Raw genomic sequence first — 20,437 nt, 5'->3', positions numbered from 1 at the left:
ACTTATAATCCAGCTTTAAGACTTGCTTCAATAAACTGATCTAAATTTCCATCCAATATTGAACGAACATTGTGCGTTTCATACCCAGTACGCAAATCTTTTACTCTAGAATCATCTAAAATATAAGAACGAATTTGATTGCCCCAAGTAATATCTAATTTACTTTTTTCTATAATATCCTTTTCTGTTCTTTTTTTTTGTAACTCAAGGTTATATAATTTTGCTTTTAATTGTTTTATAGCCTGTTCTTTATTTTTATGTTGCGAACGATCATTTTGACATTGTGTAACAATATTAGTTGGTAAATGAGTAACCCGAACCGCGGATTCTGTACGATTTACATGTTGCCCACCCGCACCAGAAGCACGATATACATCAAATCGAAGTTCAGATGTATTAATCTGAACATTAATATTCTCTACACATTCTGGATATACAAACACTGAAGCAAACGAAGTATGACGACGTCCTGCAGAATTAAATGGGCTTTTTCTAACCAGACGATGTATACCTGTTTCCGTACGCAACCAGGCATACGCATATCTGCCACTAATATTACATGTTACTGATTTCAAACCAGCTACATCTCCTAACGATTCTGAAATAATCTTACCATTCAATCCTTTAAATTCTATCCATCGTAAATACATTCGCAATAAAATACTTACCCAATCCTGGGCATCCACCCCACCTGAACCAGATTGAATATCTATATAACAATTAACATCATATTTATCAGATAACATTTGTTGTAATTCTAATTGAGCAATTTTATGCTCTATATTATCTAAATCCTCTTTAAAAACCTGAACATCCGTTTGATCAATTAACTCACATTCGAATAAATCTAAAAAATCATTTAATTCTTGCAAATCTTGAACAATATTATCAATCGCCTTTAAATCTTTATCCAAACAAACAACCTCTTTACTCAAAATTTTTACTTTTTTATGTTGATTCCACATATCGGGAGATTTCAATTTATATATTCCCTCTTTCAAAGACTCCTTTTTAACATCATAATCAAAAATACTCCTTAATGTTAATCATTCTCATCAACATATTACTAATACTATTTTTTAATATATTAATTTCCAACATAATTTTCACCAATTATTTGTTACTACAAAATTATAATTTTTCATTTATTACAACGAGATATCAAATATAATTATTATAATTGACTCATAATAATCTAAATAATAATCTAAATACTTTCATTTAAAATAAATTATACTTTACTATATAAAACATCATTTTATCACATCAACAAATAAATTGCAGTTATGAACTAATTTGTCAAAATTTATAAAAAAATATGATATATTATTTGGAAAAATTTTAAAAATACCACAAAAATATTATTAAACTTTTTCAAAACAATTTATTATAACCAAACTCAATATACAGAATTAAAATATAAAAAATACTGAAATTATATGAATTCTACACATAAATTGCCGATACCATCAAAAAATTTACCATGTACTTTAATATCATTAAATGACTGGAAATTAATCAAGGTATCCGGAAAAGATACGGTTCAATATCTACAAGGACAACTTACATGCGATTGTAATACAATTAACAAAAATCAATATACATTTGCTGCTCATTGTAATCCACAAGGAAAAATAATCAATAATATGTACGTATTTTATTTAAATTCTGAAATGGCTATAATCGAACGAAGTTCGCTATATAATAAACAAATAGAAGCAATGAAAAAATATGCAATATTTTCAAATATTACAATTACTGTTGACAACACTATTACATTAGTTGGTTTTGCTGGAAATAATGCAAGAGAAAAATTACAAAATCTATTTCCAATACTTCCAAACATACAAAAAAAACTTGTCCATAATACCGATATAACAATATTATATTTTCATCTTCCACAAGAACGATTCTTACTACTTATCCCAACACATAAAAAACACATACTACAACAATTAAACGAAGAAATAACATGCAATAACGAAATACAATGGACCGCATTAGATATTGAGGCGGGATATCCAATAATTAACACTCAAACTAGTGAAAAATTAATTCCACAATCAGTTAACCTCCATATACTACAAGGTATTAGCTTCAACAAAGGATGCTATATTGGACAAGAAATTATAGCACGCACACAATATAAAAATACTAATAAACGCGCGTTGTATTGGTTAATTGGGAAAAACAATAACCACTTACCAACTAATGGTACCAATTTAGAAATAAAAATGTATAACAATAGATGGAAACCAATTGGATTAATACTAGAATCTTGTCAAATACAAACAAAAGAAACATGGATACAAGCTGTCTTACCCCATAACATATCCAATGATAGTCAGTTTAGAATAATAAACGATACAACAAATAAAAACATATTTAAAATTTCTCCACTACCATATTCTATTACATAATATACAGATCAATGCAATAAAATTATATAAATTTATATATAATAACATCAAAGTGTATAAATTAAATTGTTTCACACTTTGTAATACTATAAACAACAAATATTTTCTTAAACAATGCATATACATGTATAACTTTTAAAAAACATGATTTCATATTTATTATATTACAAAATATTGAATTCACACTTAATCATCAAAATTATTAGTTAACAACCAATTAGGTATGTCATTAAACCCAATTATTATACGACTAATATCTGACGAAACTACAAATGGAGAAATTTCATTCATTAATCGAAAAACAGTAGCCCTAACGCATTGTTGAAAAAGGATATCACCAGAAAAAAACATTCGCATATACTGAATATTCTTAAAAAATTTCATCATCATTTTTCTTCTATTCCGTTCATAAGCACACAAACAGGAACTATATCCTATATCTGTATAAATAAATTTCCCAAATTTATATATTTCTCCTAATAATAGTGCTACATCTATTAAAGATGTGTTTATACTTTGATACTTAAAAGGAGAAATATCATAAACAATATCACCTAATAACAACAAACGACTTACTGATGAATGTCTAGCATATCTGGCCACACATGGAAAAATTTTTATATTATCTTCAAAAGACGCTTTTCCTAATTCATAACAAGAACGCATAAACAAATCATTCCAATATTTTTTATCAACAAAAGCATGAAAATTATTTAAAGAATCAGAAAATAACAACCAAAAAACAAAATAAGAATTCGCTCCCATTAGAGGGAGCAATACTAATATATTTTTCTTTTGAAAAACATAACGAACAATATTAGAATGAGGATGTTCAAAACATACTGTGCCAAGTAATATACTATACGGATAATGCCAATATGTTACAGGAATACCTAAATTTTGATGCAAAAAAGACAAACAACTATCAGTAATTACTAATAATTTAGCTAATAAATAATATCTATTATTCATTACCACACATAACATATCTCCTTTATCAATTATTTTGGTTGTGTAACAATCACAATTATTTATAAAAAAAATATTATCTAACGAATGTGCACGAAATAATAACGACTTATAAATAATAGAACTATCCACAATATAACCTAAACATGGATAACCTACATGTAAACAATTAAAGGTAAAGCTATTAAAACTATCTTTTTCAGAAATATTTACAGAACAATAAGAAGTTACTGCATCAATAATATAAGTATCCCAAACCTTTAAAAAACGCAACAAATAAAATACCGCAATACTAATCATTGACAGTTTTACAACGCTATCAAAAACAACATCAGACTCATAACCATGATTTTGATTATTTAAAATAGCTATCTTAAAATTACGAGGCAATCCACACGCTAACGCCAATCCTGATATGGTCTGGCCAGTTATTATAATATCAAAATTTTTCACAACATTCCTATCAACTCATACATTTAATCAATATTACTACCAACTTAACACTGTCCGAACAAAAATATCGCGCAGCAACTTACTATGTCTCATAGCACTTAAAACAAAATTACCAGAAAATATTAACGGAAAACAAGAACCATTAAACATACAGACTAAACCATGTGTCATTGTAATTACCCTACCTTGGTCTAATTGTCTACTCTTTTCATATAATTTTAAAATATTATAATCTCCAATATCCATGCTCCTAACATTTGCATTTGATATTATTTTAGAAATATTAAGAACATCACGAAATCCAAGATTAAAACCCTGTCCTGCAATAGGATGTAAAGTCTGTGCTGCATTACCAACTAATGCTAATCTATGAGATATATGACTTTTAGATTTTCGCAAAAATAAAGAAAAACAATAACGTTTATCAACATCAAGTATAGCACCTAATTTCCATTTAACGATTTTCTGTAAACTTTGACAAAATTCGGATGAACTCCAATTTAAAACCTCTTCTTTATAAGAAATTGGAATACACCAAATTACAGCACTTTGACTATTTAAAATAGGCAATAAAGCTACAGAACCATAACACGTAAATATCTCAAAAGCGCGCCCTTCATGTGGAAGGGCAGTAACAATATTAGCAATAACAGCTACTTGTTTATAATCAAAAAATTCCCATTCTATTCCACATAAATCACCCAAAACAGAATAAGAACCATCTGCTGCTATTAATAACTGAGCAGAAATTTCACGGCCACCATGCAAAATAACTGAACAATCAAACCGATTTCGTATTATCTGCTGTAATTTTGCCGGACAAAAAAAATCAACAGAAGTCAATTTATTTAACATATTAAAAATTTTTGATGTAACACTATGTAATTCAATAACATATCCTAATGCAGACATCTGATAATCAGAAGCAGAAAGTACAACATCCCGATTATCAAAACTAACCTCTATCTCTTTAATAGCAACACTACAAGAGGATAAAATCGAAGAAATACCAAAAGACATTAATGTGCAATACGAATTCCGAGATAAAGCAATATATCTAGTATCATATGCACTGGAAAACAAACTACTAGGTAATCTTTCTATAATATTAATACGTAACTTTCCCAAAGTGAATTTAGATAACATTAACGCTAAAATAACACCAGATATCCCTCCACCATTAATAATAACAGACATATTATCTAACCAATTTTTTAAACTATTAAAATAAACACATTTTATTTTTAATACATTAAATACATATCATTAATATTTTTTATACTTTTATGTAGTACATACAATAACTAAAAAACTAAAATTTTTCAAAAATTTAAAATAACATATAATATATAATATAAAAATCTAAACACCTAATACATAATATTATACATCGAACATCAATATTATATACACAAATCACATTATATTAATTCAAAAAACTCATAAAAAATTATATACTAAAACTATATAACATGTATAACAATCATGTATGACAATATTATCTTTAAATTACTATACAAAAATAATTTTTATAATATATTGCTAAAAAAATAAAAAATTAATTTTTTTGTAAATACAAAATAACATCATCTATTTTATACAGTATACTAAAATAAAAAATAAAAATAACATAGACCTTAAACATTGATCGTATTTAATGAATGTTGTCAACATGCATTCATATAAATACAAAAAAAACTTGAATTTCACGATATATTAAAATATTTGACACTTTACCAACAAATCGTAAATAATAATGTGTTATATTTACTATATTGTATTTTAAATCATAACAATATAACCACCTCAACTAATAATAAAAAATATACATTAAAAATAAATATAGTATAAACATTTAAGGACATAATATGTCTGGACAACCGATAGATGTCCAAATTTTTGGACGTACATTTAGAGTGCAGTGTCCCCATAAACAAGAAGAAGCTCTTATGCAAGCAGTAGAAGATCTCAATACACGATTACACACTCTCAAATCAAAAACTAACATAAACAATAGTGAACAAATTGCCTTCATTACTGCTCTCAATATATGTCACGAATTAGCACAAGAAAAACTAAAAATACAAGATTATGCAAAAAACATTGAAAAACATATTCAAATTTTGCAAAAAACCATTGAAGAAGCATTATTAAAACATGAACAAATATCAGATCGTTCCAACAACCAATTTGAATAACAAATAACTACTACAAAAAATATATCACCAAAAAAAATATTAAAGCTCCATTGTATTGTATCATTTAAAGTACAAATATGTATGTATAAAACAAAAACAATAAATACTACATCACCATGATAACAATAAATAATAATCAAACACGTCAATCTCTTCGTAACTATATTCGAAATATACGTAAAAATTTAACAAAAAAAGAACACATTCAATCTTCACAAAGAATCACTAATTATATTATAAATGATTACCGTATTCAACAAGCACAACACATCGGATTATTTATAAGTTTTGATGGAGAAATACAAACATACCCACTTATTAAAAAATTATTAAATATTGGAAAAACAATATATTTACCAATTTTATACCCTTTCAAAAAACCTAAAATACTATTATTTTCCAAATATACAACATCAACAAATCTAATACTTAATCATTTTAAAATATATGAACCAGAACTTTATCTAAAACACGTAATATTCAATCAAGAACTAGATATTTTGTTGATCCCCCTAGTAGCTTTTGATCGATATGGTAACAGATTAGGGATGGGTGGTGGATTTTATGATCATACATTAAAATCTTACTCACATCATTCAAAAACACTTTTAATTGGACTTGCACATGATTGTCAAAAAATTAATAATAGAATTCCAAAAGAAGAATGGGATGTTCCATTACCAGAAATCATCACACCATCTTTTCACTGGAAATGGAAAAAATTTAATTAACTACAGAAATAAATCTATTATTCTTTTGTAAATAAAATAATATTTCAGCTATTTGCATTAATGACTTTAATACCTTTTTTATCGGAAACTAATACAACATCTGCACATCTACGAGCAAATATACCAACGCTAACTACACCAGGAATATTGTTAATTTTCTCTTCTAAATCGATTGGATTAATAATTTTTAATTTGTAAATATCAAGAATATTATTACCATTGTCAGTAATTACCCCGTGACGATACTTAGGAACACCACCAAACCGCACCAATTCTCTCGCTACTAAAGAACGAGCCATAGGAATAACTTCTATTGGTAATGGACAACGACTACCTAAAATATTTACTTGTTTAGTCACATCGACAATGCAAATAAATTTTTTTGCCACTGCAGCCAAAATTTTTTCGCGTGTCAATGCACCACCAGCACCTTTAATCATATACATATGATTATCAATTTCGTCTGCACTATCAATATAAATATCTAATGAATCCAAATTATTTAAATTAAACATAGGAATTCCCAATTTTTTTAACTGTAATGAAGAGACATCCGAACTGGCAACCACTCCCTTAATATTTTTTTTAATGCTTGCTAAAGCTTCAATAAAATATGCAACAGTAGAACCAGTACCTACCCCTACAATAGTGCGAGATTGAATATATTTCAAAACAGCCCAGCCAACTATTTTTTTCAGATCGTTCTGAACCATGATTTTCCTTATAATAACAAATATCTACTAATATAAATTGAATTAATTTAAATAATTTACAATTACAAAACAAACAAGACAGCATACATTTATATTTATATTAAATATTACTACCATACCATTCATATATAATATATTAGATACTATAAACAATTAACTAAAAAAATACTAACTAATAAACATCACGCATAACTAATCATCATAATATATATTTATAAATATATATTATCACAACGTGTAATATGTTGTTATTAAAATTTATAATTCAATTAATATGTTGTTATTTAAATATATCAATGAAACATTAATATAATTAATAATTATAAAATTAATAATTAACAATAAAATTATATCAATAACATCAAGTTACAAAACATCAACAATATTTAACTTTTTGAAAAATTGCTCTAAACAATTCACTACAGATAGTTGTCCCTTTCTAATCCATACTCGAGGATCATAAAATTTTTTATTTGGCTGATCTACTCCAATAGAATTACCTATTTGTGTCTGAAGAAATAAATAATTATCTTTATAATATTGCAATATTCCTGACCAAGTCGCCCATTGAACATCAGTGTCAATATTCACTTTTACAATACCATAACTGATTGCTTCTCGAATTTCATCTGCCGAAGAACCTGAACCTCCATGAAATACCAAATTCAAAAAATTATTCGGTAAATGAAATTTTTTAGATACATACTGTTGAGAATGATAAAGTATTTTTGGTTTTAATTTTACATTACCAGGCCTATATACACCATGCACATTACCAAAAGATGCAGCTACAATAAATCTTGAACTAATGATATGTAATTTTTCATAAGCATACGATACATCCTCCGGACAAGTATATAAAAAATCACTATCTATAGCCGTATTATCTATGGCATCTTCTTCTCCTCCTGTACAACCAAGCTCTATTTCCAATGTCATATTAATTTTTTTCATTCGTGATAAATATTGAGAACTAATCAAAATATTTTCTTTTAAAGGTTCATTAGATAAATCAATCATATGAGAAGAAAACAGAGGTTTTCCGGTAATAGAAAAATACTCTTCACCAACATCCAATAAAGAACTTAACCATGGTAATAATTGTTTAGAACAATGATCAGTATGTAAAATAACAGGAACCCCATAATAACCAGATATATAATGTATATATAATGCACCAAAAACTGCACCTAAAACGGATTTTGAATACCTTTTATTCAAAATATTTAATCCAAGTCCTGCCATAAATGATGATCCAGTATGAGAAAACTGTATAACAACCGGTGAACGAAATTTAGCAGCTGATTCTAATACAGCATTAATTGAATCTATTCCTATACAATTTATAGCAGGTAAAGCAAAATTATTTTCTTTAGCTAAAGAAAATAATTTTTGAACATCATCACCAGTAACCACTCCAGGTTTAATAAAATCTAAAACTTTTGACACATCCACCCTTATATATAATTTTTTTGTAAAACATGATCTTGTTACTATAATTAGAAACCAGAAATATATCAATATAATTGTATTCATTAATAAAATATATTTATGTGATAAATTGCTACATATAACTATCTTTCTAAAACACTAATAGATGGTAATTGTTTACCTTCAATAAACTCAAGAAAAGCACCCCCACCAGTAGAAATATAAGAAATATCATTAGAAATACCAAATAAATCAATCGCCATTAATGTATCACCCCCCCCAGCAATAGAAAAAGCCTGGCTGTCAACAATAGCCTTTGCTACTAATTCTGTACCTTGACGAAAGTTAGGGAATTCAAAAACCCCTAGTGGACCATTCCAAAGAATAGTATTAGCAGTTGTTACGATATTTACTATATGAGAAATTGACCTATTTCCTAAATCAAGAATTTGCTCATCATCATTAATATTATCAACAACTTTCAAAGTGGCACTCGCAGTTTCAGAAAATTCTGTACTTACCCATACATCTATAGGAATTGGAATATCACAATTCTCTAATAAACGCTGTGCCATAGGTATCAATTCAGATTCATAAAGAGATTTTCCTACATTTTTTCCTTGAGCTGCTAAAAAAGTATTAGCAATTCCTCCACCTACAATAAGATAATCAGCAACTCGTGACAATGAATCTAAAACAGTTAATTTGGTTGATACCTTAGAACCCCCAACGATTGCAACCATAGGGCGTTTTGGATCATGTAATGCCTTACTCAAAGCTTCTATTTCATTATGCAACAATAAACCAGAACAAACATCAGGAACTATTTTAGCCAGAGCATGAGTTGAAGATTGAGTACGATGAGAAGCAGCAAAAGCATCCATAATAAACACATCACACAAAGTGGCATATTGTTTGGCTAAACTTTCATCATTATTTTTCTCGCCTTTATTGAATCGAACATTTTCTAAAATAACAAGTGCCCCATCACTAATGTCATTAATGCCATTTAAATAATCTTTAATAAATAGCACTTCACTAGCCTGCTGCAAAAATATATTTTTTAAATATGTAAAAACTGGATACAATGATAAATTTTCATCACATTCCCCTTCAACAGGACGACCAAGATGAGATGCAACTATAACATATTTACTTTTTTTTCGTAACGCCAGATCAATAGTAGGCAATGAAGCACGAATTTTAGCATCAGAAATAATCACACCATTTTTTATGGGGACATTAAAATCTGAACGAATCAATACACGCTTACCAAGCAAATCTATATCAGTCATTTTAATAATAGACATATATAACCTTTTCATACTTAAAGTTTATAAAATACTTCCTTTTAAATCAAACAAATCACAAAACATAACATACATTAAATCAATAACACTAAAATCATCACAAATAACAACAATTCAATTTTTCATTGACAAATTATAACAATTTTAAAATCCTGTAAATATTTCCGTATACAACACGTACTATTTTCTTATCTTTAAACAAGAATCAAAACAATATTTAATAACTATTGTAATACTAGCTAGTAAGTCAAATAACTAATATTTTGTAACAACTTTACACACTAAATAACACTTTACTTAATCTTTTACAACAACGTGTAACATATCCAATGCTATGCTTGCAGCAGCTAAAGAAGTAATTTGCGAACAATCATACGCTGGTGCTACTTCGACAACATCCATACCCACAATATTGCAAAACTGTAAATTACGTAACAAATTAAGCGCCAAATTAGTATGCAACCCCCCAACTACTGGGGTACCAGTGCCAGGAGCTACTGATGGGTCTAAACAATCAATATCAAAAGTTAAATAAAAGGGAACTTCGCCAGCAGAATTAAGAAATTTTTTTACCTCTTCAAACAAAAAATTAGAATCACATCTGCGAATATACTCTGCATCTATTATAGTAAAATTGTTTGCATGATTACACTCCGTACGAATACCAATTTGAATCGAATGATGCGGATTAATTAACTTCTCATTTACAGCATGAAAAAAAATGCTGCCATGATCGTATTGACTTTTACTATTGTGCATATCAGTATGCGCGTCAAAATGTATTATAGCTAATTTATTAAAATGTTTTGCATAAGCACGCAACAAAGGCAAAGTGATATAATGATCACCACCAAAAGACAACATTCTTTTCCCAGAAGATAAAAGTAACTCAGCATGCATCTGTAATTTATTACTCATATCTTGAGCATCCCCAAAATTAAAAACTAAATCGCCACAATCTATAATCCTTAACTTTTTTCGAAGATCAAAATTCCAAGGCCAACGAAACTGTTCCCAAGCTAAATGAGTAGATACTTGGCGAATTGCACTAGGACCATGCCGACTACCGGAACGACCTGTTGTAGCCATGTCAAATGGCACACCAGTAATAACCCAGTCAGCATCTACAGTATAAGGATTATACTCTAACGGAAAACGCAAAAAACCAAAAGCATTAGAAACTAAAGAAAAATCTGGCGCATAACCTAAAGTATTCATAAAAATATATCCTATAATATCATGATATAGAACATAGATAAAATTTGATCATACTAATGTAATATCATATATTATGCAAATTAATAACTTTTTTAAAATTAAATTATGGATTATAATTGATAAATAAAAAATTTTAAAATACACTTTATATTTATATTATACTGTGAATTATTAACTGTGAATTATTGGATGTATGATTTAATATTTAAATACAAGTTTTATAAATAAAATAACCCAATTTAACAATCATATATAAATATACGAAACAACATTATTATAATGACTCTATATTCATTCACTTCCGAATCAGTCTCTGAAGGACATCCAGATAAAATTGCCGACCAAATTTCTGATGCTATATTAGATGCAATTTTAACACAAGACACTATAGCCAGTGTAGCTTGCGAAGTATATATAAAAACAGGTATTGTTTTGGTAGGAGGTGAAATTAATACATCTGCTCAAATAGATATAGAAGAAATTGTTCGTGATACAATACGAAACATTGGTTATATTCACCCAAGTATGGGTTTTGATGCAAATTCATGCGCAATATTAAATCTTATAGGGAAACAATCTCAAGATATTCGAACATATTTAAAATCTCAATCTAGGGATAAATTAGGAGCAAACGACCAGGGAGTAATGTTTGGCTATGCTAGTAACGAAACCAATGTGCTCATGCCAGCCCCGATTGTTTATGCGCATCGATTAGTTGCACAACAAGCTTATGTACGAAAAAACGGCATACTTCCTTGGCTTCGGCCAGATGCTAAAAGCCAAATAACATTTTCCTACGAAAATGGGAAAATTATACGAATTGAAGCAGTAGTGTTATCTGTTCAACATACTGAAGACATAACCACCACCATTCTCAAAGAAGCTGTCATGGAAGAAATTATTAAACCAATATTGCCTCAACAATGGATTTCTCAACAAACAAAATTTTTTATTAATTCAATAGGCCGTTTCGTTATCGGGGGACCGATAGGAGACTGTGGATTAACTGGAAGAAAAATTATTGTAGACACTTATGGAGGAATGGCTAGACATGGGGGAGGAGCATTTTCTGGAAAAGATCCATTCAAAATTGATAGATCAGCATCATACGCAGCAAGATACATAACAAAAAATATTGTAGCTTCAGGATTAGCCGATCGTTGTGAACTACAAATATCTTATGCTATTGGAATCATTGACCCAATTTCTATAATGCTTGAAACTTTCGGAACAGAACATGTTCCTATTAAACTATTATATAAACTAATTAAAAAAATTTTTGATTTTCAACCACATGCACTAGTAAACATGTTACATCTTTTGCAACCAATTTACAAAGAAACAGCAGCTTATGGACATTTCGGACGAGAACAATTTCCTTGGGAAAAAACTGATAAAGTCGCTCTTCTGAAAGAAACCATAAAAACATTCACGTGTTAATAATTACAAATATATCTTTAAAATTAAAATATTTAAATATATTCCGATAAACAGATTATAACATCTGACATGGGGTGTTGTATTTTCAAAAGACAAAATCACTAAATCACTAAAATATAAGTAATACTATTTATTTGTATAACTGTATAACAGTACTAATATTTTTTTGATAACTCTCTAAATAAAATATAATTTAAATAATTCATTAAATAATTTAACTATTTAAACACAAACATTATGTATAAATCATACTATTAATGAACAAAAAAACACAATATACTTAAATAAAATAAATATTTCTCATTATAAAATTATATGCACCGTTATTATAAAATATAATAATAATGTTCATAAATTTCAAATAACAATTAATATCGCCTAACACTACATAAGGTTAACTTACAAAAAAATTCAAAATTTTGATATAAAAAAAGATTGGTATCAACTTTAATATTAATTATCAATATATAACTATTACAATGAACTTACAAGATCACTTTCTAATAGCCATGCCAACATTACAAAATCCATTGTTTAAACATTCAGTCATTTATGTTTGTGAACACAATAAATACGGTGCCATGGGACTTATTATTAACAAACCAATTAAAGAATTCACTATTGAAACGATATTACAAAATTTAAAAATTACACCATTAATCCAAAAAAAACTCTCTAAACACCTAACTCAGCCGGTATTTGCTGGTGGACCATTAGCAGAAGATCGCGGTTTTATCTTACACACACCACAAAAAGGTTTTGGATCTAGTATTGAAGTCTCTTCCCACACTATGATTACAACATCTAGAGATATATTAGAAAGCATTGGTAGTTATACTCAACCCGAAGAAATCTTAGTAGCTTTTGGCTATTCTGGATGGGAACAAGGACAACTAGAACATGAACTACGAGAAAACACTTGGTTAACTACACCCGCGAATAAAGAAATTCTATTTCATATACCTATTATTTCACGATGGGAAAAAGCAGCTAAAATATTAGGCATTGATATTTACAATATTATTAATCAAAAAGGACATGCGTAAATGAAAATCACAGGAATTGTCATGGGATTTGACTTTGGATTAAAAAATATCGGAATTGCTGTAGGACAACAATTAACATATACTGCACAACCAATAACCACATTGCAAACTAAAAAATATCAACCCAATTGGGACATAATGAAAAAAATTTTTAATATATGGCAACCAAAAATATTCATCGTGGGTTTACCAATAAACATAAATGGCACGAATCAACCACTAACTTATTTAACATATGAATTTTCAAAAATGTTACATAAAACATTTGATCTTAAAGTGATCATGCAAGACGAACGATTTAGCACTATTGAAGCACGGTCTCGACTATTTAAATACCATGGATTTCGATCACTAAAACCGAATCAAATAAATTCAATATCTGCAGTTATTATTTTAGAAAGTTGGTTACAAAAAACATAAATAAAATTCATACAAACATTAAAACATTAAATTTATACTTTTCACTAAAATTTATAATCAATTGTACAAATTAAAATAACAACAAAATAACACAAAACAAATAAACAACATTGCAATAAATCTTAAATATACAAATATAAACAAATACAAAAAAATATTAAATATTCGATATATACACATCCTAACAACTGAAACTCAATAAAAACGTTGCTAATAAACATTAATATTAATACAATGACACTCGATTACAATTTTAACATATTTACAATTATGAATGATATTCCAAATAACCTACAAAAAATACACTGTCAAATTGATACTTTCGCAAAAAATTATAACAGAAATAAAAAAGATATTTCAATGCTTATAGCCACAAAAACACAAACTATTAGCAACATCAAAAAAGCAATCGATATGAAAGAAAAAAATTTTGGCGAAAATTATGTTCAAGAAGGGATAGAAAAAATACAATACTTTAAAAAAACAATAAAATACAATAAACTAATTTGGCATTATATTGGCTCAATACAATCTAACAAAACACGTTATATTGCAGAATATTTTGATTGGTGCCATACCATAGACAACGCACATATCGCTTATCGACTCAATAAACAACGCCCTACCACACTTCCCCCACTAAATGTATTGATACAAATCAATATCGACTCAGAACCAACAAAATCTGGCATTCATCCCAATCAATTAAAGAATTTATCAAACATTATTAATATATATCCACGATTACATCTTAGAGGAATTATGTGCATCCCAAAACATGAAACAAAGTTTCATAAACAACTAGTAACATTTAACAATATGAAAAAAATATTTGACACATTAAAACAAACTACACAAAATATTGACACATTATCGATGGGAATGAGCGATGACATAGAAGCAGCTATTTCAGCTGGTAGCACACTTATACGAATAGGAAAAGCAATTTTCAAAAAAAAAATATAAACTTTATTTCATGTAAAAATAATTAATAAATTCAACGAATATCCTACTACTTTATATGTATTACAACGTTTTAGCTTAAACAAAAATACAAAAATAATCATACTTTATGACAATAAAATCAGAATTCTCAAAAAAAATCATTCATTGGTATAATATACATGGCAGAAAAACGCTACCATGGCAAATAAAAAAAACACCCTATACAATCTGGGTGTCAGAAATTATGTTACAACAAACACAAATAATCAGAGTATTACCATTTTTTAATCGATTTATAAATAAATTTCCCAATATAATAACATTAGCAAAATCAGAATTAAACACAGTACTCCATGTTTGGAGCGGGCTTGGTTATTATACCCGAGCTCATAATCTCTACAAAACTGCTAAAATTATAGTAAATAAATATTATGCTGTTTTTCCCGCTGATTTCAGTATTCTCATCACCCTTCCAGGAATTGGACGTTCAACTGCAGGTGCAATATTATCATTAGCCTTAGAAAAAAGTCACCCAATTTTAGATAGTAATGTAAAACGTATACTTACTCGATATCACATAATCGACGGGTGTCCTAAAAAAAATAAAATAGAAAAAAAACTATGGATAATAATTGATGAAGTTACTCCCCACAATAATATATCAAAATTTAATCAAGGTTTGATGGATTTGGGAGAAATGATCTGTACAATAAAAAATCCAAAATGTCCTATTTGCCCACTGAACACTACATGTCAAGCTAATCTGAACAATATAGTTCATAAATATCCAAATAAACAAACTCAAAAAACTACATTTAAAAAAAATTTGTGGTTATTAATACTACAATACAAAAATACAGTATGGATTGAACAATGCTTATCAGGAAAAATATGGAAAGGATTATTTTGCTTTCCACAATTCAAAACACAAAATAACCTAAACCATTGGTTAATTCATCACAATTTAAATCCAAAACAATATACAATATTACCATTGTTACAACACACATTAAGTAATTATCACATATATATTACACCAATAATATTTACTCTAAATAAAATTCTACATTTAACAACAGAAAATAAAAAAAACACCGGATTATGGTTTGATCTTATTCAACCACAAACTATTGGTTTTCCTCAACCAATGTTAAAATTATTACAACAAATAAACTACTTAAAATAAAACTATTAACAATATCATATATATAAAAATAATTCATATTTATGAAAAAAATAATCTACTGTTCTTTTTTTAAAAAAGATGCTGAAGCATTAGAATCTCCATGCTATCCTGGAAAACTAGGAAAGATAATTTACGAAAATATTTCAAAAAAAGCCTGGATAGAATGGCAAAAACAACAAACCATATTAATCAACGAAAAAAAACTAAACATGATTAATCCAAACGATAGGAAAATATTAGAGAATGAAATGTTACATTTTTTATTTAAAAAATAAACTATGTCACTATATTAAAATATTCTTGATTTATTCCGAAAAATATTCTTAATTATATATAAAATTCTAAAACATACTTAAGGAACAACAACATACAAACAATAATAAATATAAACAATTAAAATGATTTATACACTAACATCGGGCTTGATTCACCTTTTACAACTGCCTGATTGATTATAACTTTCTCCACCCCTGTTTGAGATGGCAACTCGTACATAACATCTAACAATATACTTTCTAAAATAGAACGTAAACCTCTAACTCCAGACTTCATTACTATACTTTTTTTGGCTATAGCCTCAAGAGAACCATCACAAAACTCCAATGTAATACCATCTAAATTAAATAAACTTCGATATTGCTTTATAAGAGAATTTTTAGGCTCATACAAAACTTTAACCAACAATTCTTCACTTAATTCATGTAATACTGCTGAAATAGGAAGTCTACCAACAAATTCTGGAATCAATCCAAATTTAATTAAATCTTCCGACTTTAACTCACTTAACAATGCATTATAATCTAAAACACCTTTAAAATCACTACCAACTGATTTACAAAATCCTATATTCCGATTACTTGAAACACGTTTTTGAATGATTTTCTCTAAACCAAAAAAAGTACCTCCAAAAATAAACAGTATATTAGCAGTATTTACATAAATAAATTCTTGATTTGGATGTTTTCGCCCTCCTTGTGGTGCAACAGCTGCTACAGTGCCTTCCATCAACCTTAACAACGCTTGTTGTACTCCCTCCCCAGATACATCCCTGGTAATAGATGGATTATCTGATTTTCTTGAAATTTTATCTATTTCATCTACATAAATGATGCCACACTGCGCTTTTTGTACATCAAAATCACATTTTTGCAATAATCTTTGAACAATATTTTCCACATCCTCACCTACATACCCCGCTTCAGTTAAAGTAGTCGCATCTGATATCGAAAATGGTATATTAAGAAAACGAGCTAACGTTTCAGCTAATAAAGTTTTTCCACTACCAGTTGGGCCAATTAATAAAACATTACTTTTTCCTAATTCTACCTCATTTTTATCATGTTTGATAAAATTAATAGTCGAATTGCGTAAACGCTTATAATGATTATATACCGCCACAGATAATACCTTTTTAGCTGTTTTTTGTCCGATGACATACTCATCTAAATGAGAATATATCTCGTGAGGAGTATAATGAGTATCATTATATAACTCAAACTTTTTTTCACCTTCTTTTCGAATAACATAACTATATAAATCAACACATTCATTGCAAATATAGACACGTAATATACCAGAAATTAATTTTTTCACTTCATGTTGATTTTTTTTACAAAAAGAACAACACAATAATTCCTCAGAAGAACATCCATCATCTTCTATCATATATATAACCTCTTATATTTAATTTTAAAATCAAAACTCAATATCATTACTAATATAATGAAAACTACAACATCTAATAACAATTATCACTAAAACATCTAACAAAATTTAATACTTAAGATTAAACAATAGTAAATTGTTAAATTATTGTACTACAAATATCCATCATTCTTAACGCTTCTGTAATATAAAATCCAACAATCCATAATCAATTGCTTCATTAGCAGATAAAAAACAATCACGTTCAGTATCCTGAGTAATGACATCAACAGATTGTCCGGTATGTTTTGACAACAATTCATTCATCTTAGCTTTAATTCTCAATATTTCCTTAGTATGAATCTCAATGTCAGTAGCCTGACCATAAAATCCTCCTAATGGTTGATGAATCATTATTCTAGCATTTGGCAAACTAAAACGTTTTCCTTTAGTACCAGATGCTAATAAAAATGCACTCATTGAAATTGCTTGTCCCATACAAAAAGTGTTAACATCTGGCTTAATGAATTGCATGGTATCATAAATAGACATTCCTGCCGTTATTACCCCCCCAGGAGAATTTATATATAAATAAATATCTTTTTCAGCATTTTCAGACTCTAAAAATATCATCTGTGCAACAATTAAATTAGCCATTTGATCTTCAATATTTCCAGTGACAAAAATAATACGCTCTTTTAATAACAGTGAAAAAATATCGTAAGCACGATCCCCCTGTATAGTTCTCTCAATTACAGTCGGAACTAAAGAAACATATGATTCTTCCTGACCTGATTTACAATATAACATTTTATAATTTTCCCATAAAAAATATTATGATATTAAATATCTCAAAATTTATAATTTTTTAAATAATTCAAATAATAAATATAAAAATTACCTTAACATTAAATACACCCATGCATACTTTCGCAATGATATCTAATTAAAAATTATTTTTCAAACACATAAAATATTATTATTACTAATGATTTTATAAATTATAGATATCAAGTATCCTATATTATTAGAATAAATGCACACTAAAAACAAAACTGTTCAAAATTCATCAATAACAAAAATAAATTACAACATTAATTTTAATATAATAAAATCGTACTGTATTATTGAAATAATGATGCAATGATCACTATATGTTAAAATGAAAATATTACATAACCTTTATTACTCTATATTAAAAAATAATAAAAACTTTACATTATCCAAAATTAAATTTGAGATTGTTATCATGAAACATCATTTCACACCCTGTATCAGGTTACTAAAAACAGTATCAATAATAATATTTTATTTTGTAATAAACACTTTACTAACAGGATGTAACAACATCATACTAATGCATCCAAAAGGAAATGTGGGATTACAAGAACGTTCGTTAATATTAATTGCCTTGACATTAATGCTTATCGTAGTCATACCGGCTATTACTATGACAATCATTTTTGCTGTTAAATACAGATCATCTAATACTCACAATAACTACAACCCTAATTGGACTAACAATCATAAAATTGAAATAACCATTTGGAGCATACCAATTATTATCATCACTATTTTAGCAACGTTAACATGGAAATCTACACACACATTAGATCCGCAAAAAAAAATTACATCCACTCTAGATCCAATTACCATCCAAGTCATTGCACTTGATTGGAAATGGTTATTTATTTACCCAAAAGAAAATATCGCAACAATTAATGAAATAGTTTTTCCAATAAATACACCATTACAATTCAATATTACTTCTAATTCAGTCATGAATGCATTTTTTATTCCACAATTAGGCAGCCAAATCTACGCTATGGCAGGCATGCATACAATATTACATTTAATTGCCAATCAACCTGGAATTTATAAAGGAATATCTTCAAATTTTAGCGGATATGGATTTTCTGGAATGAAATTCAATGCAATTGCTACAAAAAATATAGAAGAATTTAAAGAATGGGTACAAATGATTCATTTATCACACAAAAAACTCAATAATATGGAATTCTATGAAAAACTAGCACGCCCGACAGAAAATCATCCAGTAGAATATTTTTCCGAAGTTAAAGTCAATCTATTTAATGATGTTATCAATAAATTTGCTCATTCTACATAATTTAATATTATTATAACTATAACCCGTGATAAAATATAAAAAGAATAGATTAATCACACTTCAGAAACCCCAAAAAAATAAATAATATACCTCCCTATTATTTATCTATTATATAATATATAAGTATCATTATGATATATAATGATATATAACAAACAATACAATTCATTATAACAAAATACAAT

At 27.8% G+C, this 20,437-nt stretch carries 19 protein-coding genes; 10 read left to right on the top strand and 9 right to left on the bottom strand.

What is annotated here, in order from left to right; translation table 11 throughout:
• Nucleotides 1–2 precede the first annotated feature (2 nt).
• Nucleotides 3–1,101, bottom strand: a protein-coding gene (gene prfB, locus BTURN675_RS01240) for a peptide chain release factor 2 (protein ID WP_144406090.1) whose coding sequence is annotated in 2 segments (ribosomal slippage) — nucleotides 3–1,043 and nucleotides 1,045–1,101 — 1,098 coding nt in all. Because the reading frame shifts where the segments join, the coding sequence is not laid out codon by codon here.
• Between the two features lie 338 nt (nucleotides 1,102–1,439).
• Between prfB and ygfZ the strand changes: the two genes are divergently transcribed.
• A complete protein-coding gene (gene ygfZ / locus BTURN675_RS01235; RefSeq protein WP_046288759.1) occupies nucleotides 1,440–2,420 on the top strand; it encodes a tRNA-modifying protein YgfZ in 981 nt (326 codons plus the stop codon).
• Between the two features lie 186 nt (nucleotides 2,421–2,606).
• Here ygfZ and BTURN675_RS01230 read toward each other — a convergent pair whose 3' ends face one another.
• Together BTURN675_RS01230 and BTURN675_RS01225 are read right to left on the bottom strand one after the other, a co-directional pair.
• Entirely contained in the window at nucleotides 2,607–3,842 is a 1,236-nt protein-coding gene (locus tag BTURN675_RS01230; protein WP_046288758.1) for a Rossmann-fold NAD(P)-binding domain-containing protein, read from the bottom strand.
• A gap of 36 nt (nucleotides 3,843–3,878) precedes the next feature.
• The gene (locus BTURN675_RS01225) at nucleotides 3,879–5,039 is read right to left on the bottom strand and encodes an FAD-dependent monooxygenase (protein ID WP_046288757.1); all 1,161 of its coding nucleotides are present in this window, start codon (nucleotides 5,037–5,039) and stop codon (nucleotides 3,879–3,881) included.
• Nucleotides 5,040–5,710: 671 nt separating this feature from the next.
• Here BTURN675_RS01225 and zapA point away from each other — a divergent pair.
• Together zapA and BTURN675_RS01215 are read left to right on the top strand one after the other, a co-directional pair.
• Nucleotides 5,711–6,040 carry a cell division protein ZapA gene (gene zapA, locus BTURN675_RS01220; RefSeq protein ID WP_046288756.1) on the top strand — a complete coding sequence of 110 codons (330 nt, stop codon included), beginning with the start codon at nucleotides 5,711–5,713 and terminating at the stop codon, nucleotides 6,038–6,040.
• A gap of 116 nt (nucleotides 6,041–6,156) precedes the next feature.
• Nucleotides 6,157–6,771 (top strand): 5-formyltetrahydrofolate cyclo-ligase, encoded by a 615-nt coding sequence (locus BTURN675_RS01215; protein WP_046288755.1) that lies wholly within the window; start codon nucleotides 6,157–6,159, stop codon nucleotides 6,769–6,771.
• Between the two features lie 44 nt (nucleotides 6,772–6,815).
• Here BTURN675_RS01215 and rpiA read toward each other — a convergent pair whose 3' ends face one another.
• From rpiA to speB, 4 genes are all read right to left on the bottom strand, one after another.
• Entirely contained in the window at nucleotides 6,816–7,484 is a 669-nt protein-coding gene (gene rpiA / locus BTURN675_RS01210) for a ribose-5-phosphate isomerase RpiA (protein ID WP_046288754.1), read from the bottom strand.
• Between the two features lie 366 nt (nucleotides 7,485–7,850).
• Nucleotides 7,851–8,933: a class II fructose-bisphosphate aldolase gene (gene fbaA / locus BTURN675_RS01205; protein ID WP_046288753.1), complete on the bottom strand. Its 1,083-nt coding sequence runs from the start codon at nucleotides 8,931–8,933 to the stop codon at nucleotides 7,851–7,853.
• Nucleotides 8,934–9,058: 125 nt separating this feature from the next.
• A complete protein-coding gene (locus BTURN675_RS01200) occupies nucleotides 9,059–10,225 on the bottom strand; it encodes a phosphoglycerate kinase (protein WP_046288752.1) in 1,167 nt (388 codons plus the stop codon).
• Nucleotides 10,226–10,522: 297 nt separating this feature from the next.
• Complete coding sequence (gene speB / locus BTURN675_RS01195) at nucleotides 10,523–11,443, bottom strand: agmatinase (protein ID WP_046288751.1); 921 nt, start codon at nucleotides 11,441–11,443, stop codon at nucleotides 10,523–10,525.
• Nucleotides 11,444–11,722: 279 nt separating this feature from the next.
• Between speB and metK the strand changes: the two genes are divergently transcribed.
• From metK to BTURN675_RS01165, 6 genes are all read left to right on the top strand, one after another.
• Entirely contained in the window at nucleotides 11,723–12,883 is a 1,161-nt protein-coding gene (gene metK, locus BTURN675_RS01190; RefSeq protein ID WP_046288750.1) for a methionine adenosyltransferase, read from the top strand.
• Nucleotides 12,884–13,362: 479 nt separating this feature from the next.
• A complete protein-coding gene (locus tag BTURN675_RS01185; protein ID WP_046288749.1) occupies nucleotides 13,363–13,929 on the top strand; it encodes a YqgE/AlgH family protein in 567 nt (188 codons plus the stop codon).
• On the top strand, nucleotides 13,930–14,349 hold the full coding sequence (gene ruvX, locus BTURN675_RS01180) for a Holliday junction resolvase RuvX (RefSeq protein ID WP_052722588.1): 420 nt from the start codon (nucleotides 13,930–13,932) through the stop codon (nucleotides 14,347–14,349).
• A 270-nt stretch (nucleotides 14,350–14,619) separates the two neighbouring features.
• Nucleotides 14,620–15,315 carry a YggS family pyridoxal phosphate-dependent enzyme gene (locus BTURN675_RS01175; RefSeq protein WP_046288748.1) on the top strand — a complete coding sequence of 232 codons (696 nt, stop codon included), beginning with the start codon at nucleotides 14,620–14,622 and terminating at the stop codon, nucleotides 15,313–15,315.
• A gap of 106 nt (nucleotides 15,316–15,421) precedes the next feature.
• Nucleotides 15,422–16,480 (top strand): A/G-specific adenine glycosylase, encoded by a 1,059-nt coding sequence (gene mutY / locus BTURN675_RS01170; protein WP_046288747.1) that lies wholly within the window; start codon nucleotides 15,422–15,424, stop codon nucleotides 16,478–16,480.
• 41 nt (nucleotides 16,481–16,521) lie between these two features.
• Nucleotides 16,522–16,755 carry an oxidative damage protection protein gene (locus BTURN675_RS01165; RefSeq protein WP_046288746.1) on the top strand — a complete coding sequence of 78 codons (234 nt, stop codon included), beginning with the start codon at nucleotides 16,522–16,524 and terminating at the stop codon, nucleotides 16,753–16,755.
• A gap of 118 nt (nucleotides 16,756–16,873) precedes the next feature.
• Here BTURN675_RS01165 and clpX read toward each other — a convergent pair whose 3' ends face one another.
• Together clpX and clpP are read right to left on the bottom strand one after the other, a co-directional pair.
• Nucleotides 16,874–18,145, bottom strand: coding sequence for an ATP-dependent Clp protease ATP-binding subunit ClpX (gene clpX, locus BTURN675_RS01160; RefSeq protein WP_046288745.1), 1,272 nt, complete (start codon nucleotides 18,143–18,145; stop codon nucleotides 16,874–16,876).
• 171 nt (nucleotides 18,146–18,316) lie between these two features.
• The gene (gene clpP, locus BTURN675_RS01155) at nucleotides 18,317–18,934 is read right to left on the bottom strand and encodes an ATP-dependent Clp endopeptidase proteolytic subunit ClpP (RefSeq protein WP_046288744.1); all 618 of its coding nucleotides are present in this window, start codon (nucleotides 18,932–18,934) and stop codon (nucleotides 18,317–18,319) included.
• A gap of 463 nt (nucleotides 18,935–19,397) precedes the next feature.
• On the opposite strand from clpP, the gene cyoA reads away from it, so the two are divergent.
• A complete protein-coding gene (gene cyoA, locus BTURN675_RS01150) occupies nucleotides 19,398–20,252 on the top strand; it encodes a ubiquinol oxidase subunit II (RefSeq protein ID WP_046289098.1) in 855 nt (284 codons plus the stop codon).
• Nucleotides 20,253–20,437 lie beyond the last annotated feature (185 nt).

Source organism: Blochmannia endosymbiont of Polyrhachis (Hedomyrma) turneri, from assembly GCF_000973505.1.
In the GTDB taxonomy this organism is placed as follows: domain Bacteria; phylum Pseudomonadota; class Gammaproteobacteria; order Enterobacterales; family Enterobacteriaceae; genus Blochmanniella.
This window is presented reverse-complemented; position numbering and strand designations above follow the sequence as displayed.

Excerpts from the sequence above, each read along its gene's own strand:
- BTURN675_RS01175 (WP_046288748.1), top strand. The coding sequence starts at position 14,620 with ATGAATGATATTCCAAATAACCTACAAAAAATACACTGTCAAATTGAT.
- ygfZ (WP_046288759.1), top strand. The coding sequence starts at position 1,440 with ATGAATTCTACACATAAATTGCCGATACCATCAAAAAATTTACCATGT.
- zapA (WP_046288756.1), top strand. The coding sequence starts at position 5,711 with ATGTCTGGACAACCGATAGATGTCCAAATTTTTGGACGTACATTTAGA.
- BTURN675_RS01225 (WP_046288757.1), bottom strand. The coding sequence starts at position 5,039 with ATGTCTGTTATTATTAATGGTGGAGGGATATCTGGTGTTATTTTAGCG.
- BTURN675_RS01165 (WP_046288746.1), top strand. The coding sequence starts at position 16,522 with ATGAAAAAAATAATCTACTGTTCTTTTTTTAAAAAAGATGCTGAAGCA.
- clpX (WP_046288745.1), bottom strand. The coding sequence starts at position 18,145 with ATGATAGAAGATGATGGATGTTCTTCTGAGGAATTATTGTGTTGTTCT.
- rpiA (WP_046288754.1), bottom strand. The coding sequence starts at position 7,484 with ATGGTTCAGAACGATCTGAAAAAAATAGTTGGCTGGGCTGTTTTGAAA.
- ruvX (WP_052722588.1), top strand. The coding sequence starts at position 13,930 with ATGAAAATCACAGGAATTGTCATGGGATTTGACTTTGGATTAAAAAAT.
- speB (WP_046288751.1), bottom strand. The coding sequence starts at position 11,443 with ATGAATACTTTAGGTTATGCGCCAGATTTTTCTTTAGTTTCTAATGCT.
- BTURN675_RS01215 (WP_046288755.1), top strand. The coding sequence starts at position 6,157 with ATGATAACAATAAATAATAATCAAACACGTCAATCTCTTCGTAACTAT.
- clpP (WP_046288744.1), bottom strand. The coding sequence starts at position 18,934 with ATGTTATATTGTAAATCAGGTCAGGAAGAATCATATGTTTCTTTAGTT.
- BTURN675_RS01200 (WP_046288752.1), bottom strand. The coding sequence starts at position 10,225 with ATGTCTATTATTAAAATGACTGATATAGATTTGCTTGGTAAGCGTGTA.
- mutY (WP_046288747.1), top strand. The coding sequence starts at position 15,422 with ATGACAATAAAATCAGAATTCTCAAAAAAAATCATTCATTGGTATAAT.
- metK (WP_046288750.1), top strand. The coding sequence starts at position 11,723 with ATGACTCTATATTCATTCACTTCCGAATCAGTCTCTGAAGGACATCCA.
- BTURN675_RS01185 (WP_046288749.1), top strand. The coding sequence starts at position 13,363 with ATGAACTTACAAGATCACTTTCTAATAGCCATGCCAACATTACAAAAT.